Annotated in this window: 16 protein-coding genes; 11 read left to right on the top strand and 5 right to left on the bottom strand. The window is 50.9% G+C overall.

Annotated features, from left to right (window positions below):
- The first annotated feature begins 63 nt into the window (after positions 1-63).
- Positions 64-540: a nucleoside deaminase gene (locus NG99_RS05480; protein ID WP_232298175.1), complete on the top strand. Its 477-nt coding sequence runs from the start codon at positions 64-66 to the stop codon at positions 538-540.
- Between the two features lie 99 nt (positions 541-639).
- Here NG99_RS05480 and NG99_RS05485 read toward each other — a convergent pair whose 3' ends face one another.
- Both NG99_RS05485 and NG99_RS29115 read right to left on the bottom strand, forming a co-directional pair.
- Positions 640-1,149, bottom strand: coding sequence for an RcnB family protein (locus tag NG99_RS05485; RefSeq protein WP_034889191.1), 510 nt, complete (start codon positions 1,147-1,149; stop codon positions 640-642).
- Positions 1,146-1,346 carry a hypothetical protein gene (locus NG99_RS29115; protein WP_157032561.1) on the bottom strand — a complete coding sequence of 67 codons (201 nt, stop codon included), beginning with the start codon at positions 1,344-1,346 and terminating at the stop codon, positions 1,146-1,148. Before NG99_RS29115 ends, NG99_RS05485 begins: the two co-directional genes overlap by 4 nt.
- Positions 1,347-1,615: 269 nt before the next feature.
- Here NG99_RS29115 and NG99_RS05490 point away from each other — a divergent pair, with 269 nt between their 5' ends.
- The 6 genes from NG99_RS05490 to NG99_RS05515 all read left to right on the top strand — a co-directional run bounded on the left by NG99_RS05490 (position 1,616) and on the right by NG99_RS05515 (position 6,412).
- Positions 1,616-2,101: an Hcp family type VI secretion system effector gene (locus NG99_RS05490; RefSeq protein ID WP_034889193.1), complete on the top strand. Its 486-nt coding sequence runs from the start codon at positions 1,616-1,618 to the stop codon at positions 2,099-2,101.
- A 7-nt stretch (positions 2,102-2,108) separates the two neighbouring features.
- On the top strand, positions 2,109-2,552 hold the full coding sequence (locus NG99_RS05495; protein WP_034889195.1) for an STM2901 family protein: 444 nt from the start codon (positions 2,109-2,111) through the stop codon (positions 2,550-2,552).
- Positions 2,546-2,878: a DUF1493 family protein gene (locus NG99_RS05500; RefSeq protein ID WP_034889197.1), complete on the top strand. Its 333-nt coding sequence runs from the start codon at positions 2,546-2,548 to the stop codon at positions 2,876-2,878. The genes NG99_RS05495 and NG99_RS05500 overlap by 7 nt, the downstream gene beginning before the upstream one ends.
- 178 nt (positions 2,879-3,056) lie before the next feature.
- The gene (locus tag NG99_RS05505) at positions 3,057-4,259 is read left to right on the top strand and encodes a multidrug effflux MFS transporter (protein WP_034889199.1); all 1,203 of its coding nucleotides are present in this window, start codon (positions 3,057-3,059) and stop codon (positions 4,257-4,259) included.
- 285 nt (positions 4,260-4,544) lie between these two features.
- Positions 4,545-5,396, top strand: a complete 852-nt coding sequence (locus NG99_RS05510; RefSeq protein WP_034889201.1) for an aldo/keto reductase — start codon at positions 4,545-4,547, stop codon at positions 5,394-5,396.
- A gap of 26 nt (positions 5,397-5,422) precedes the next feature.
- Positions 5,423-6,412, top strand: a complete 990-nt coding sequence (locus NG99_RS05515) for an aldo/keto reductase (protein WP_034889203.1) — start codon at positions 5,423-5,425, stop codon at positions 6,410-6,412.
- Positions 6,413-6,450: 38 nt separating this feature from the next.
- Here NG99_RS05515 and NG99_RS05520 read toward each other — a convergent pair whose 3' ends face one another.
- The gene (locus NG99_RS05520) at positions 6,451-7,341 is read right to left on the bottom strand and encodes a LysR family transcriptional regulator (RefSeq protein ID WP_034889205.1); all 891 of its coding nucleotides are present in this window, start codon (positions 7,339-7,341) and stop codon (positions 6,451-6,453) included.
- Between the two features lie 323 nt (positions 7,342-7,664).
- Here NG99_RS05520 and NG99_RS05525 point away from each other — a divergent pair, with 323 nt between their 5' ends.
- Together NG99_RS05525 and NG99_RS05530 are read left to right on the top strand one after the other, a co-directional pair.
- Positions 7,665-8,207: an isochorismatase family protein gene (locus NG99_RS05525; protein WP_034889207.1), complete on the top strand. Its 543-nt coding sequence runs from the start codon at positions 7,665-7,667 to the stop codon at positions 8,205-8,207.
- Position 8,208: 1 nt separating this feature from the next.
- Entirely contained in the window at positions 8,209-9,129 is a 921-nt protein-coding gene (locus NG99_RS05530) for a GlxA family transcriptional regulator (RefSeq protein ID WP_034889209.1), read from the top strand.
- A gap of 14 nt (positions 9,130-9,143) precedes the next feature.
- Here NG99_RS05530 and NG99_RS05535 read toward each other — a convergent pair whose 3' ends face one another.
- A complete protein-coding gene (locus NG99_RS05535) occupies positions 9,144-10,139 on the bottom strand; it encodes an acyltransferase (protein WP_034889211.1) in 996 nt (331 codons plus the stop codon).
- Between the two features lie 206 nt (positions 10,140-10,345).
- On the opposite strand from NG99_RS05535, the gene NG99_RS05540 reads away from it, so the two are divergent.
- Together NG99_RS05540 and NG99_RS05545 are read left to right on the top strand one after the other, a co-directional pair.
- Positions 10,346-12,628 (top strand): TonB-dependent siderophore receptor, encoded by a 2,283-nt coding sequence (locus NG99_RS05540; RefSeq protein ID WP_034889213.1) that lies wholly within the window; start codon positions 10,346-10,348, stop codon positions 12,626-12,628.
- Positions 12,629-12,697: 69 nt separating this feature from the next.
- On the top strand, positions 12,698-13,624 hold the full coding sequence (locus tag NG99_RS05545) for an alpha/beta hydrolase (RefSeq protein ID WP_034889215.1): 927 nt from the start codon (positions 12,698-12,700) through the stop codon (positions 13,622-13,624).
- A 246-nt stretch (positions 13,625-13,870) separates the two neighbouring features.
- On the opposite strand, the gene NG99_RS05550 is transcribed toward NG99_RS05545, so the two are convergent.
- Positions 13,871-14,323 carry a DUF943 family protein gene (locus tag NG99_RS05550; RefSeq protein WP_034889217.1) on the bottom strand — a complete coding sequence of 151 codons (453 nt, stop codon included), beginning with the start codon at positions 14,321-14,323 and terminating at the stop codon, positions 13,871-13,873.
- Between the last annotated feature and the right edge of the window lie 312 nt (positions 14,324-14,635).

Below are 14,635 nucleotides of genomic sequence, written 5' to 3' on the forward strand. Positions count from 1 at the left end.
TAGCTTGATTGCTAGCAATTTTAATCCTATCATTGATCCTGTTTTAAACAGAGTAACGAGGTCATGATGGATTTTGTAAAAAGAACCATTGCGCTGGCAATGCAGAACGTTGAGGAAGGCGGCAGACCCTTTGCCACGGTGATTGTACGCAACGGTGAGATTGTTGCCGAAAGCGCTAATCAGGCCGCTCAGAGCCACGACCCGACCGCGCACGCCGAGATCCTGGCCATCCGCGAGGCCTGTAAAAAGCTGCAAACGGAGAATCTGTCAGACTGTGAGATCTATATTCTCGCCAGCCCGTGCCCGATGTGCCTGGGTTCGCTCTACTATTGCAGCCCTAAGCAGGTGATTTATATCACCACTCGCGAAGAGTACGTGCCGTATTACCGCGACGACCGTCAGTACTTTGAGCTGGAGAACTTCTATCAGGAGTTTGCTAAGCCGATTGCACAGCGCCGCCTGCCAATGAAGCAGCAGGCTGATGCGGAAGCGCTCGAAGTCTACAAGCGCTGGAAAGCGCTGAATCAGCCTGCGGGCTAAACGTTCAGCAGGCCGACTTCCGCTGCCGGGATTTCGGCAAACGAGAAAGATGCGGCAGTCACTATGAGGGAAACCCCTGCGGGTTTCCCTTTTTTCGTTCTACTGGTGGTAGAAGATGTCGCCGGATTCGGCCTGGATGATTTTGCCATCGGCTTTAGAGAACAGCACGTAGTTGCCGCCCATGTAAGTCCAGCTGGTGCCCTCATCAGGCTTAGGCAGGTGGCGGGTTTTCCAGTCGATAATCTCATATTTTTTAGTGCGGTAGCGGTCTGGCACCACGCTGCCAATGTTGAAGCGCTGGAAGTCCGCGAAAAAGGTTTTAACCGCATACGGATGAGCGGGGTCCGGCTGCTCTGGCGCATCCTGCTTGTGCTCAGCAGGCGTTTGCACGTCCGGCGTCTGGCCTGGCGTGGTCACGCCCTGATTGTCCGATGCGGACGGTGTTTGTGCGTCAGGCGCTGACGGGTCGGTTGTTGTCTGGTCCTGCGCCGCCGGATCCTGAGTTGTCTGAACGGGTTGAGCCTGTTCGCCTTCCGCGAACGCAGAGGAGATCGCCGGCAGGGCTCCTAATAATACTGCTGATAACAATACGATCTTGGTCTTACTCATGATTTCTCCAGATTGAACACCGCCAGCCCTGAGGCGTACTGATTAAATTCTACAAAATTAATCGGTTCGGTTTTGACTTTTTTACCCGTCAGGGTGATGGGAACGCGCACGTTCGCTAATTTGCTGTAGAAGATAAAGGGTTCGCGGCCGGAAGGCACAGAAATTTTGTAAAGAAGGGTTGTTTTAGCAGTGTTCACAAGAGAGCAAGGGGGTGAGGATAACGAAAGTGCTAAGGTGACGTCTGCAACTTAACAGGAAGAAAATGTACGCTAAGCTTATTTTTTAATTTCAGTACGTAATTACTATGGGTTAGTATTGGCGATACATTCAGGATGATGAAACATTCTGTCTGCTGGATGCTCAGATGGCTACAACCATCAGAAGTTGTGCATTTAACTTAATCATTGACCTTTAGTCTGAGGACTCACGACTCATAATTCATCGGTTTTTTATAAGGATATTGAAAATGGCAATTCCTGCTTACCTGTGGCTAAGAGATGATGGCGGCGCGCTTATCAAAGGATCTGTTGATGTCCAGTACCGAGAGTACTCAATAGAAATAACTTCATTCAGCCATAACCTCTATATCCCAACTGACGGCAATACCGGAAAACTAACGGGCACACGAGTGCACGGTGCGCTAATTTTTGAGAAGGATTTTGATAGCTCATCGCCTTACTTGTTCAAGGCTGTGGCAACCGGTCAGAATTTACAATCTGCTGAGTTCAAGTGGTACGCCATCAACAATGCCGGACAGGAGGTAGAATATTACAACATGCTGTTGGAAGGCGTGAAAATTGTATCAGTAACCCCGATGATGCATGACACCAAAACCGTGATTAACGTAGGGCATAAAGAGCAGGTGCAGCTTCGCTATAACAAAATAACCTGGCATTACCTTGATGGAAATATTCAGTACAGTGATGCATGGAATGAGCGCGTAACCAGATAGGTGCAACATGGATACGGTTGAAGAGCTTAACGGGACATATTTCTACAAAGGCTATTCTAATTTGTCAGCCGGTGAGCTGCTTTTTTGGATTTTCCTTGATGAAACCAGTGAGCAGTTTGACGTGACGGATTTCCTTACCGTAGGCCTTATCCTCCTTGGCCAGCCGACGATAGACACCAGGGGGAAACCCAATAAAGCAACGTTAGGAACCTCACCGCTTAGCTCAGAGTTGCGGCATTATCTGAACGTTGAAACCAGACGCTTGCCTACCCTTACCACCGGAAGTCTCAAACGCCTCAAATTCTCATATGTAACAAATCTTGGTGCGTTCGTTGGTCGGTGGATTCCAATTCTGGGGATTTTCGTTATTGCTGCGGATGTTTCTACCATCGCATATAAAGCAACCAACCGGTACAACACCATAGCGCGGGGTAATGACAAACTATGGTAAGTGATGACGATGTCATAGCCTGGTATAATTTAAGATTCAACAAGCCCGGCCTGTTTTCAAAAAAACGGTGGCCTGTAACTATTGATACAAGTCTTTCAACAGGTAAGTATGTTTGGGCGAGTGAAACAGGAGCAGATATTATGAATGAATATTTCGACACGTTCAGAGTTGAGCGTGCTAATTTTGATTTCTCTAAATACTGGCCGCCTGAGACATTCATACTGTATGCGCTGTTAACCTGCGGAGGGAATGACGATGAACCATTGCCGCTGACCCTCCGCATGTTGGCAAAATCAGCCCGAGAGGGTAAATGGCTCTATGACTGAACCCTATAATATTAATCATATTTAGGGGTATCCCGTTCGTTTGTACAACCCTCCAGATAGCGCTTAATGTCTAAACATTTATGAATACTACTCATAGTGCCTATCCTTCTGCCTGGCATTATCTGCCAGCAGAAAGTCGCTAACATCCGTTTATCTCTTAATGCCCCGATGGATGACTATGATTGACTCAGAGGCACGATCGCTAACCGCAACCCACAAATCGACCGGCCTTACATTTGTTCTGATCCTCAGCGCATTAATGGCCGTAACGTCCTTATCGACCGATATCTATCTCCCTGCCATGCCGGTCATGGCAAAAGATTTACAGGGCGATGCTGAATTAACGATAACCGGTTTTTTAATCGGCTTTTGCATTGCACAACTTATTTGGGGGCCGGTCAGCGATCATTTGGGCCGACGCCTGCCACTCTTCATTGGCATGGGCCTGTTCGTTACGGGTTCAGTTGGATGCGCATTATCGACCCATATCGTGCAAATCGTTTTCTGGCGCGTGTTTCAGGCTTTGGGAGCATGTACTGGACCGATGCTGGCCAGAGCGATGATTCGCGATCTGTTTAGTCGTACTCGTGCAGCACAAATGCTTTCAACACTGATGATCATTATGGCGATTGCGCCAATTGCCGGGCCGCTGCTCGGCGGACAAATGATTAAAATCACTTCATGGCATACTATTTTCTGGCTACTGGCGATTATCGGCGCAGTAATGCTGGCTTCGTTATTCTGGCTACCGGAGACATTAGCGGAAGAACAACGGGTTAAGGCCTCGGTATCCAGCGCCTTTCGTCATTATTACTCGTTACTGTCCAACGCTACATTCATGCGTTTCACGCTGTGTCTGACGTTCTACTATGTCGCCGCCTACGCTTTTATTACTGGTTCCCCCTTTGTTTACATCACTTACTTCGGCGTTGACCCACAGCACTACGGCTGGCTTTTTGCGGTAAATATTATTGGCTTGATGGCGGTAAGCATGGTGAACCGACGCCTGGTACAGCGTTATCCGCTTGAAGCCTTGCTTAAACTCGCCGTATTTGTCGCCAGCCTCTCCGCCGTCGTACTTGCCATTGCGACCGGACTGAGATTTGGCGGAATTAGCCTTATGGTGGGCGCAATATTTGTTTTCTTTTCCATGAACGGAATTATTGCCGCGACCTCTACAGCTTGCGCACTGGATGCCGTGCCAAACGTCGCCGGTTCAGCGTCGGCACTGATGGGCGCACTGCAATACGGCAGCGGCATAGTCTCTTCGCTGTTACTTGCTCTACTCAATGATGGCACGCCGTGGACAATGAGCTGGATAATCGCGCTATTTACGCTAGCCAGCGCCCTGATGGCACTGACCATTTCGGTAAAAAAGTAAAAGATTCATAGAAGAACGACGGAGAGGATGACCAGTTGGTTAGCAGTGATATGCATCTCAGGATTAATGAATCCAGCTAATTAACCCTAGCGAATGACCCCCTCTAATTAAGTAAATAAGGCTGCGTTATGCTTTTCATTCACTAAATCATTCAGATTGCAGCAAGGCGAAAAGTGAATGAGTCCCTGGCAGCGTAATAAGTACCGGACTGGGATGAATGCGCTTAGCCAACGCAGAGGTAGCCTGAAGAATGATGTGTATATACAACAGCCGAAGGTTAACGTCATGCACACAGTAACACTGAACAACGGGATTGAAATGCCCCGGTTAGGCTTTGGTGTATTTCAGATGACGGATGCCATCGAATGCGAGCGTGCCGTTATTGACGCCATCGAAACCGGTTATCGCCTGATTGATACTGCCGCTTCCTATCAGAATGAAATCCAGGTCGGGAATGCGCTGAAACAAAGCGGCATTGCACGCAACGAGCTTTTTATCACCACCAAACTGTGGCTGGGGGACACCCATTATGAAGGAGCTAAAGCACAGTTCGAACGCTCATTAAACCGCCTGCAGCTGGATTATGTTGACCTCTATCTGATCCACCAGCCTTACGGTGATGTTCATGGCGCATGGCGAGCCATGGAAGAGCTGCAGCAGGCCGGGAAAATCCGCGCGATTGGCGTTAGCAACTTCCATCCGGACAGGCTTGCCGACCTTATCGCGTTCAACAAAGTGACGCCGGCGGTAAACCAGATTGAAGTAAACCCCTTCAACCAACAGCTGCATACGGTGCCCTGGATGCTGAGCCGTGGAATTCAGCCTGAAGCATGGGCACCCTTTGCAGAAGGAAAAAACGGCCTGTTCCAGCATCCCGTATTAGCCGCGATGGCTAAGAAATATGGCAAAAGTGTAGGCCAGGTCATTTTGCGTTGGATTTTTCAGCGCGGCATTGTCTCACTGGCGAAGACCGTACGGAAAGCGCGAATGGAGGAAAATATCACCCTCCTCGACTTTGAGCTTAGCCAGGAAGACATGCTGCACATTGCCGCTCTCGATACCGCAACGAGCGCTTTCTTCTCACACCGGGATCCGGCCATGGTGGAATGGCTTACCGGTCGTGAACTTGATGTTTAACACCGCGCAAGAAGAGGTACTTCTTAATGCAAAAACGTTATCTCGGTAAATCCGGCCTTGAAGTGTCGGCATTGGGTCTGGGCTGTATGGGGCTAAGCTTCGGTTATGGTCCGGCCACGGATACCCGCCAGGCTGTCGAACTGATTCGCGCCGCTATTGAGCAAGGCGTCACTTTCTTTGATACCGCCGAAGTGTATGGCCCGTATCTGAATGAAGAGGTGGTCGGCGAGGCTCTGAAACCGTTTCGCGACCGGGTCGTTATTGCCACTAAGTTTGGCTTTACCTTTGGTGATGACAACAAGCAGCAGATTTTAAACAGCCGCCCGGAGCATATCCGCAAAGCCGTGGAAGGCTCCCTGCGTCGCCTCAAAACAGACGTCATCGATCTGTTATATCAACACCGTGTCGACCCTGATGTTCCCATTGAAGATGTTGCGGGCACGGTGAAGGATCTGATTGCTGAAGGCAAGGTCAAACATTTCGGTCTTTCAGAAGCCGGCGCACAGACTATTCGTCGTGCACATGCTGTACAGCCGGTTGCCGCTCTGCAAAGTGAATATTCCATGTGGTGGCGTGAACCCGAGCAGGAAATCCTGCCGCTGCTGGAGGAGCTGGGTATTGGGTTTGTCCCCTTCAGCCCGTTAGGGAAAGGCTTCCTGACCGGCGCCATCAAGGCCGGGGCAACGTTCGGTGAGGACGATTTCCGCAGCAAAGTGCCGCGTTTTGCTGCCGAAGCGCTTGCAGCGAATGAAAAATTGATCGCGCTGCTGGGCGAGCTTGCCGCAGAAAAAGGCGTGACCTCAGCGCAAATTGCGCTGGCTTGGCTGCTGGCGCAAAAACCGTGGATAGTGCCGATCCCAGGCACCACAAAGCGGCATCGGCTTGCGGAAAATCTGGGGGCCGCAGAGATCATTCTGTCTCAGAACGATCTGCGTAAAATCACGCAGGCGCTTGAGACGGTGTCAATCGTGGGCGAGCGTTATCCGGCCGCGCTACAGGCTCGGGTAGGGCGCTAACAGCGTAAACTGGCTTACGTATTTCGTAAGCCAGTGATTCAGGGCTGACGCAGAGCCTCTATCATCAGCGCAAACGCGGGGGGATGCTGTTTGCGACTGGGGTAGTAAAGGTAGTAACCGGGGAAAGACGGACAGTATTCCTGCAAAACCTGAATAAGTTCTCCGGACTCTACAAATTCCTGAACCATGTCCTCAGGCACACAGGCGATGCCAAATCCAGACAGCACCGCATCCATTCTTTCCGACAACGAATTAAACGTCAGCTGTCCTTCAACCCTGACGCGCAGCGGTTTCTTTTCCTTCTCGAACTCCCAGTGGTACAGCCCCCCGGCGGTTGGCAGACGCAAATTGATGCACCGATGGTGCTGAAGCTCATGCGGCGTTTCCGGAACAGGATTTTCAGCAAAATATTCAGGGGCGCCGACCACCACCATACGCATATCCGGCCCAATCCTTACGGCGATCATGTCCTTATCAACGCTTTCGCCCAGGCGAACTCCGGCATCGAAACGCCCTTCCACAATATTGACAAAGCCGTTATCTACAACCAGTTCGACCTTAATTTCTGGATATTCCTTTAGAAACGGCTTCAGTTTTGGCCACAGCAGGTTGCGTGCGGCATGCTCTCCCGCAGAGAGTCGGATATAGCCTGAGGCAGTGCCATTTAGTTGAATAAGAGCCTCCAGCTCCTGTTCAAGATCGGCAAAACGCGGGTCCAGACAGGCAATGATTCTCTCGCCCATTTCCGTTGGCGCAACGCTGCGGGTGGTTCGGGTCAGCAGCCGTATATTTAAGCGCTCTTCCAGCGCTTTCATCGCATGGCTAAGTGCCGACTGTGAAACGCCAAGCTTAGCGGCTGCTTTGGTAAAACTTCGCTCTCTGGCAACAACCAGAAAGATTTGCAGTTCGTGGAAATTTTCTTTCAGCATGGGCTAGTTCCCTGTTTATCCCACCCGCACGCAGAACTCATGAAGGCTGTTCATAGATATAGCCATTTTAGCGCTGTTAACAGCAATAATGACAATGGATACGATCACGGAAGCCAAACTCTCCAAAATCACTGACAACCCCAGCCGAATTTAAAATCCTCCCTACACCGAAAACGACAGTCTTCCTCTTTTAAAGATCCGCAGAATGTAGCTCGGGTATTCCACGAGTCCTACCCTGACAGGATCATGTCCGTTTTTGGCCTTCACTGCCTGGCCGATTCCCGCGATCATTGGGCTACCCCCTTGCTCTCTGGAGTCCAGAAATGACCAAATCCGTACTTTTAGTGATTGACGCGCAGCAGTCCTTCTATCATCGTGGCTATCAGGAGACCGCTGAAACGCCGGCTTTCGAGCGCAGCATTAGCGCCCTGATTGAAGGCTGCCGCCTTCGCGGCATTCCGGTTGTTGATGTATTCCATGTTGAGGAGGACGGTCCTTTCTCGCTGGCTTCAGGTCTGGTAGAACGTCTGCCTTTCCTCAAGCATGAGGTGGTGAAAACGGTGCGGAAACGGGTGCATAACGCGCTAACCGAATCCGGGCTGGAGGCGTGGCTGCGTGAGCAGAACATCGAACATGTGATTATCTGCGGCCTGCGCACCGAGCAGTGCTGCGAAACCACCGCCCGCGTGGCCTCTGATATGGGCTATCGGGTAACGTTCGTCACCGAAGCAACGCTAACCTTCCCAATTAGCCATAACGGCATCACGCTGAGCGTCGCTGACCTGCGTCATCGCACCGAAAGCGTCTTAATCAACCGTTTCGCCGCCATCCGTTCGGTGGAGGAGTGCCTGCAGGAGTTGCCATAGCATGACGATCCCGGTGTGGTTTTTGATGGTGCCCGGCATCATGTCGCTGGATGTGACCGGTCCGGCGGAAACGCTGAAGCTGGCAGGCGGCGCGTTTGAGCTGCGCTATATCGGCCCGGAGGAGAGTATTATGACCTCCACCGATATGACCGTCAGCCGCATCGAACCGCTGCCCGATCGGCTACCGGCCGGTAGCCTGTTAGTCGTACCGGGCGTGCATGATTCAGCGACCTGCTTCGATATGCCGCAGGGCGTAGCCGCGCGTAACTGGCTGATGCGCCAGCAGCCGGATATTCATGCCCGACAGATTTCCCTGGTCTGCATCTGCTCAGGCACGATTCTGGCGGCAAAAGCCGGATTGCTGAACGGCGTGCAGTGCACCAGCCACCACGAAGTCATTTCCCGGCTGAAAAAGGCCGCGCCTGCCGCTCTCGTGAAGGAAAATCGCATCTTTGTGGAAGATCGTGGCATCTGGACCAGCGCCGGCATTACCGCTGGTATCGACCTGTCCCTCCATCTGATTAATCAGCTTTGCGGCGCGCAAACTGCGCTCAGCGTGGCGCGGGAAATGCTGATCTATTTTCGCCGCTCGGGAGACGATCCGCAGCTCTCACCGTGGCTGCGCTATCGCAACCATATGCACCCGGCCATTCATCGCACCCAGGATTTACTGCTGGTGCACCCGGAGCAGAATTGGCAGTTGGAAGAGATTGCCGAAAAGGTGCATGTCAGCCCGCGCCATCTGACGCGACTGTTCAGGCAGCATCTGGGGATCAGCGTGCGGGATTACCATCAGCAGCTGCGGGTGGCGATAGCGCAGCAGCGGTTGCAGCAGGGAGAAGGGGCAGAGAAAGCGGCGCTGTCGGCCGGTTTCTCTTCCTCACGCCAGCTTCGCCGCGCGCTGCAAAGATGGCAGGTGTAGCGCCAGGTATTTCCCTAACTCACTAAGTGCGTCTTATCGATCCGACGTAATCCCAGCGCCAGCAGCAGGCTGCCCAGCAGCGTGATGGTGAACACCAGCGGAATATCAATCAAAGGGCGATCGGTATGGTCAAGGTGATGGGTGCGCATAAAGTGGATAAACAGCGCATGGAAGCCGTAAATCGGCAGAGAATAGCGGGAAATAAGCGCTAAAATCGGCAAAGGTCGCTGATTGAGGCAATTTTTGAACAGCACCAGCAGGCTGACCGCCGCGATAAAAACCACCGGCCCACAGTATAAATACCAGGTATCGGCAAAGGCGCCGTTAATCGCCATCTGCTTTTTGGTGCCCATCGCAATGCCCGCCACGCAGGCGATAAACACCCCTCCCGCCAGCCAGCTAACGCCCCGTTTGTTGGTCTCCATCGTGCCGATCGCCCGCCCAAACAGCGCATAAAGCAGGTAGTAGAAGCTGTCGCCACTCAGATACAGATTCAGCGGCAGCCAGTGGAATGGCCCGACGGACCGATCGACAGTATTCGGGTTTGCCAGCACCGCCAGCACCAGCGTCACTGCCGCCAGATATCCGGCGCGCACCGCCTTGACCTGAATCAGCGGCGAGAGCAGATAAATGGGAATAATGGCGAAGAAAAACCACAGGTGATAGAACACCGGTTTTTGCAGCAGATGCTTAACCGAAAGCCCTTCGCTGATCGGCGTCAGCCAGGTGATATAGGCCAGCGCCACGGCGCTGTAAAAGACCAGGCACAGCACGATGCGCAGGAAATGGCGGCCCTGCGCGCTGCGCTCGCCAAAGAACAGATAGCCCGAAATCATAAAGAAAAGCGGCACGCAGACGCGTGAGAGGGAATTCAGCAGGTTGGAGATATCCCAGGTGTGTTCTTCAACCGCCGTGCTGTTAGTCACATACCAGGTGGTGGTGTGGATCATGATCACCATCAGGCAGGCCACCGCGCGCAAATTATCAATCCAGACAATCTTTTCCTTCATCTTTTCCTCATTCATCGTGCATCAATGCGTATCAGAGGGTAGCCGGGCTACGAGTGTTGAACAACCTTTACGGTGAGAAATCGGAGAGCGGATTAGGGGTCAGGGTCATACACATCCTTTGTTGTAAATGGTAATGATTATCATTATATTTATTGTTTTTATTTACAATAAAAGGCATTTCCTTACACCAAGGTGATAATGACATTATGAAATTTATGAATCGGTACTCTTTATTGGTTCCAATTATTTCGTATGGCCTGAGCATCTCGCTGGTTATGGCAGACGATACCGGAACTGGGGTAAAACAGAACAACGGCCAGAGTGAAAAACTGACTATCTCGGAGAAAAATGTTCCCGCAGAAAATACGATGGTCGTGACCGCCAGAGAACAGACGCTACAGGCGCCAGGCGTCTCAACGATTGATAGCGAAGCGATTAAAAAGCACCCCGTACAGCGCGACGTTGCCGAAATTATTCGCACCATGCCCGGCGTCAATCTTACGGGGAACTCAAACAGTGGCCAGCGTGGCAACAACCGCCAGATTGATATTCGCGGAATGGGTCCGGAAAATACCCTGATCCTTATTGATGGTATGCCGGTGAGCAGCCGTAATTCTGTACGGTATGGCTGGAGTGATGAGCGTGATACCCGCGGCGACACCAACTGGGTTCCGCCGGAAATGATCGATCATATTGATGTTTTACGGGGCCCGGCCGCAGCAATTTACGGTAATGGCGCAATGGGCGGAGTGGTGAATATTATTACCAAACCGACCACCGACGAATGGCATGGTAGCTTTAACAGCTATTTTAATGTCCCTCAGCACAAATCGGAAGGCGCCACAAAACGCTATAACGCCAGCCTTAGCGGCGCGCTGACTGACAACCTCACCCTTCGGCTGTATGGCAACTGGAATAAAACGCAGGCTGATGCCCAGGATATTAACGAAAGCCACACCACTCCGCGCATCGGTTCTTATGCAGACACCTATCCATCCGGTCGGGAAGGCTTTATCAATAAAGACATTCATTCCGCTTTGCGCTGGGAATTTTTACCGAGGCAATCGCTGGAACTCGATACCGGCTTTAGTCGTCAGGGTAACCTGTACGCGGGTGACACGCAGAACACCAACAGCAACGCGCTGGTAAAAAAATATTACGGTAAAGAAACCAACATCTTATATCGTCAGACGCTTAGCCTGAAATACACTGGCGCATGGGATAACGGCATTACCACTAATAACTACGTTCAGTTTGAGAAAACCCGTAATACTCGTCTCAACGAAGGGTTATCTGGCGGCATCGCCGGGATATTCAGCCCCTCAAATGAGGGATTTTCTACCATAAACCTGACTGACACCAATCTGCATTCAGAGGTCAATGTTCCGCTTGACCTGTGGGTTAATCAGACCCTGACCTTTGGCGCCGAGTTTAATCACCAGGCGATGAAAGATCCCGCTTCTAATACCGAATCCACCTCTGCGGGTGGCGAAGTAAACGGGATCTCCGCTGAAGGGCGCGATCTGTATAGCTCTGCCGATATTTACGGCATCTACACCGAAGACAATATTGAGCTTACGGATACAACCCTGCTGACGCCGGCTGTCCGCTTTAACCATCAAAGCATTTCCGGCAGTAACTGGAGTCCTGCCGTGAATCTCTCCCAGGAACTGGGAAGTGATTTCACGCTGAAACTGGGTATCGCCCGGGCGTGGAAAGCGCCGAACCTCTACCAGACCAATCCCAACTACCTGTTATTCAGTAAAGGTCAGGGCTGCTATGCCAGTTCGGGATCCTGTTACCTACAGGGAAATAGCGATCTGAAAGCCGAGACCAGCGTGAATAAAGAGATCGGTATTGAATATAACCACGATGAGATACAGGCCGGGCTGACCTGGTATCGCAACGACTACCACGACAAAATTGAAGGAGGCTATGCGGCACAATACTCCAACGGTACGTCAGATATTTACAAGTGGGAAAACGTGCCTAAAGCCGTGGTTCAGGGTCTGGAAGGAACATTTAACTTCCCGATCTCCGATACGCTGAAGATGAAAAACAACTTCACCTATATTATCGAAAACAAAAATAAAACCACCGGCGATTACCTGTCGATTATCCCGAAATATACCATTAACTCGACGCTGAGCTGGCAAGCGACTAACGATTTGTCCTTACAGAGTACGCTGACATGGTATGGCACTCAGAAACCGAAAAAATATAACTATAAAGGCGAAGCGACTTCAGGCAGTGAAACTCGTCAGGTTAAACCTTATGCGCTGGTTGGCATGAGTGCGACTTATAACGTGACTAAATATATGGATGTCACTGCCGGTATCGATAATCTGTTCGATAAACGCCATTTCCGCGAGGGGAATGCCCAGAGTACTGGCAACGCCACAACAGGTGCCTACCTGTGGGGAGCCGGGGCAAATACCTATAACGAACCGGGCCGCATCTACTATGTGGATCTGGGGCTGCACTTCTGACGGTTAACCTTACCCGGCATAGCGTAATTCCCCGTCGTTAGGGACGGGGAATGTCAAAGAGGAATTATTATGTCTCATTGGTTATACCGCATTGAAAACAGGCGAATAGTGACAGGGCTGGCGATATGTCTGACCGCCTTATATGCAGGCAGCAGCTATTCCCGCCCGGATATGCGTCCGCTCGGGCCGAATATCGCGGATGAAGGCTCCTCGTTCTATCATTTTACAATAAGCAAATTTGATTCTGTTGACGGGAAAAGACACTACAAAGTGTGGACCGCCGTGCCTGATAAAGCGCCGCCAAAAGCAGGATTTCCGGTGCTTTATCTGCTGGATGGCAACTCCGCTATGGCTCGGTTATCAGAGCCTTTGTTAAAAAAACTCTCAGAACATAGCCCACCCGTTCTGGTTGCCATCGGTTATCAGACAGCGCTGCCTTTTGATCAGCTAGCCAGAACCCTGGATTATACCCCGGCCAGCAATAAACGGGGGAATGACATCCCTGAAGTGGATAGCAACGGCAGAATGCGTGGGGGAAGTAACCAGTTCCGTAATCTGCTGGAAAAGACCATCGCGCCTCAGGTTGAGAAAGGGCTTAAAATCAATGCCGCTAACCGGGGACTCTGGGGTCACTCTTACGGCGGATTATTTGTGCTGGAGGCCTACCTGTCCTCTGATTTTTTCACCCGCTACTATTCCACCAGTCCATCCCTTGGGCAGGGCTATTTTTTTCTGCTGGATGAGATCGAGTCCACTGCAAAGAACCGGGACGGTAGTAAACAATTAACGCTGTTGGAAGGCGATGGCGACCCGATTAATAAGCGACAGGCGTTTAATCCTGATGTACTGACGGCGGTCAGGAACAGCGTTAACCGACTTAGCGCAGAGGGCGTAGCGGCAAACTATCAGCTGTTTCCCGGCCTTTCTCATGGACCGATGTTCAAAGCCTCTCTTGAATACGTATTAGAGAAAGTGTCGGAAGAGGGAGAGAAGTAATCCGCTCAGCGCAGGTGGATAGTGTCATTCCATCGTGGAAAGGATTTAGGGTCGATACAACAAAAAACAGGCAACGGAGCACGTACCCACTGCGAAGGGATAATTATCAACCGGCAGAAATATAAAAAGGTGTCCGAACAGAACAGACGGTCACCTTTCAAAAGAAACAAAAAATAAAACGCAGCGAAATGATATCGCTTACGCTTTTTAAACTTCGGCTTTGCTCACAAAACAGGAATTCGCTGCTCAGTCACTTTTAGATTTAGTGATTTTCCCCTCTTTGGTGAGGAGGTAAGAAGAATATTTGAAGCTGAATTTAGTATCACCATTTCGGGTTACGTGAACGGCCATCAGAATGTCTTTATCAATACAATTTTTAGGTGGCGTAACGTCCTCGAAACATAATCTGTCTTCCTGGCTCGGTTCCTGATACCCCTTGCCAAATGCAAAAATCGTTATAAATTTCGGCCCACCATCTTCGTCAGGGACAATATGATATTTAGACAATATTTCAGACTTGTTCTCTATCCACCATGCGATGCTATCCGATTTTGATAGCGGCAGACGATCAACAAGAATTTGCGCCGTATATTCTCCATGATGCGCAGCTATCACTCTGACATCCCTACGATTCAGGTATAAATATGAACCAGTCACGATGATGACTAACGCAGCGAAAACGATCGGTAATTTCTTCATATCTCATCAACGCTGACCGGGCCATTGTCATCAGCGTTACTCCTTGTAACGGGAAATCCATGTAATCAGACTGGCGTTTTTTTGTACCAGGAGAGGCTAGCTCAAATTTAAACCAAATTAAATGCGCAGGATTAACCAGCCGGTCGCCCACAGATCAGAAGATTATTCTGACGACGGGGTTTTCAACGCCATTCGCCGCTGGAAAAGAGGTTTTCCATCGCCGCCGACGCCGCTGCACGTTGCCGTCTGTCCTTTGTCAGCGACTGCGGGCTGACTAACGGGCGGTCAAAGGGTATACTGACGCCCACTTTT

Source organism: Erwinia typographi, from assembly GCF_000773975.1.
GTDB lineage: Bacteria > Pseudomonadota > Gammaproteobacteria > Enterobacterales > Enterobacteriaceae > Erwinia > Erwinia typographi.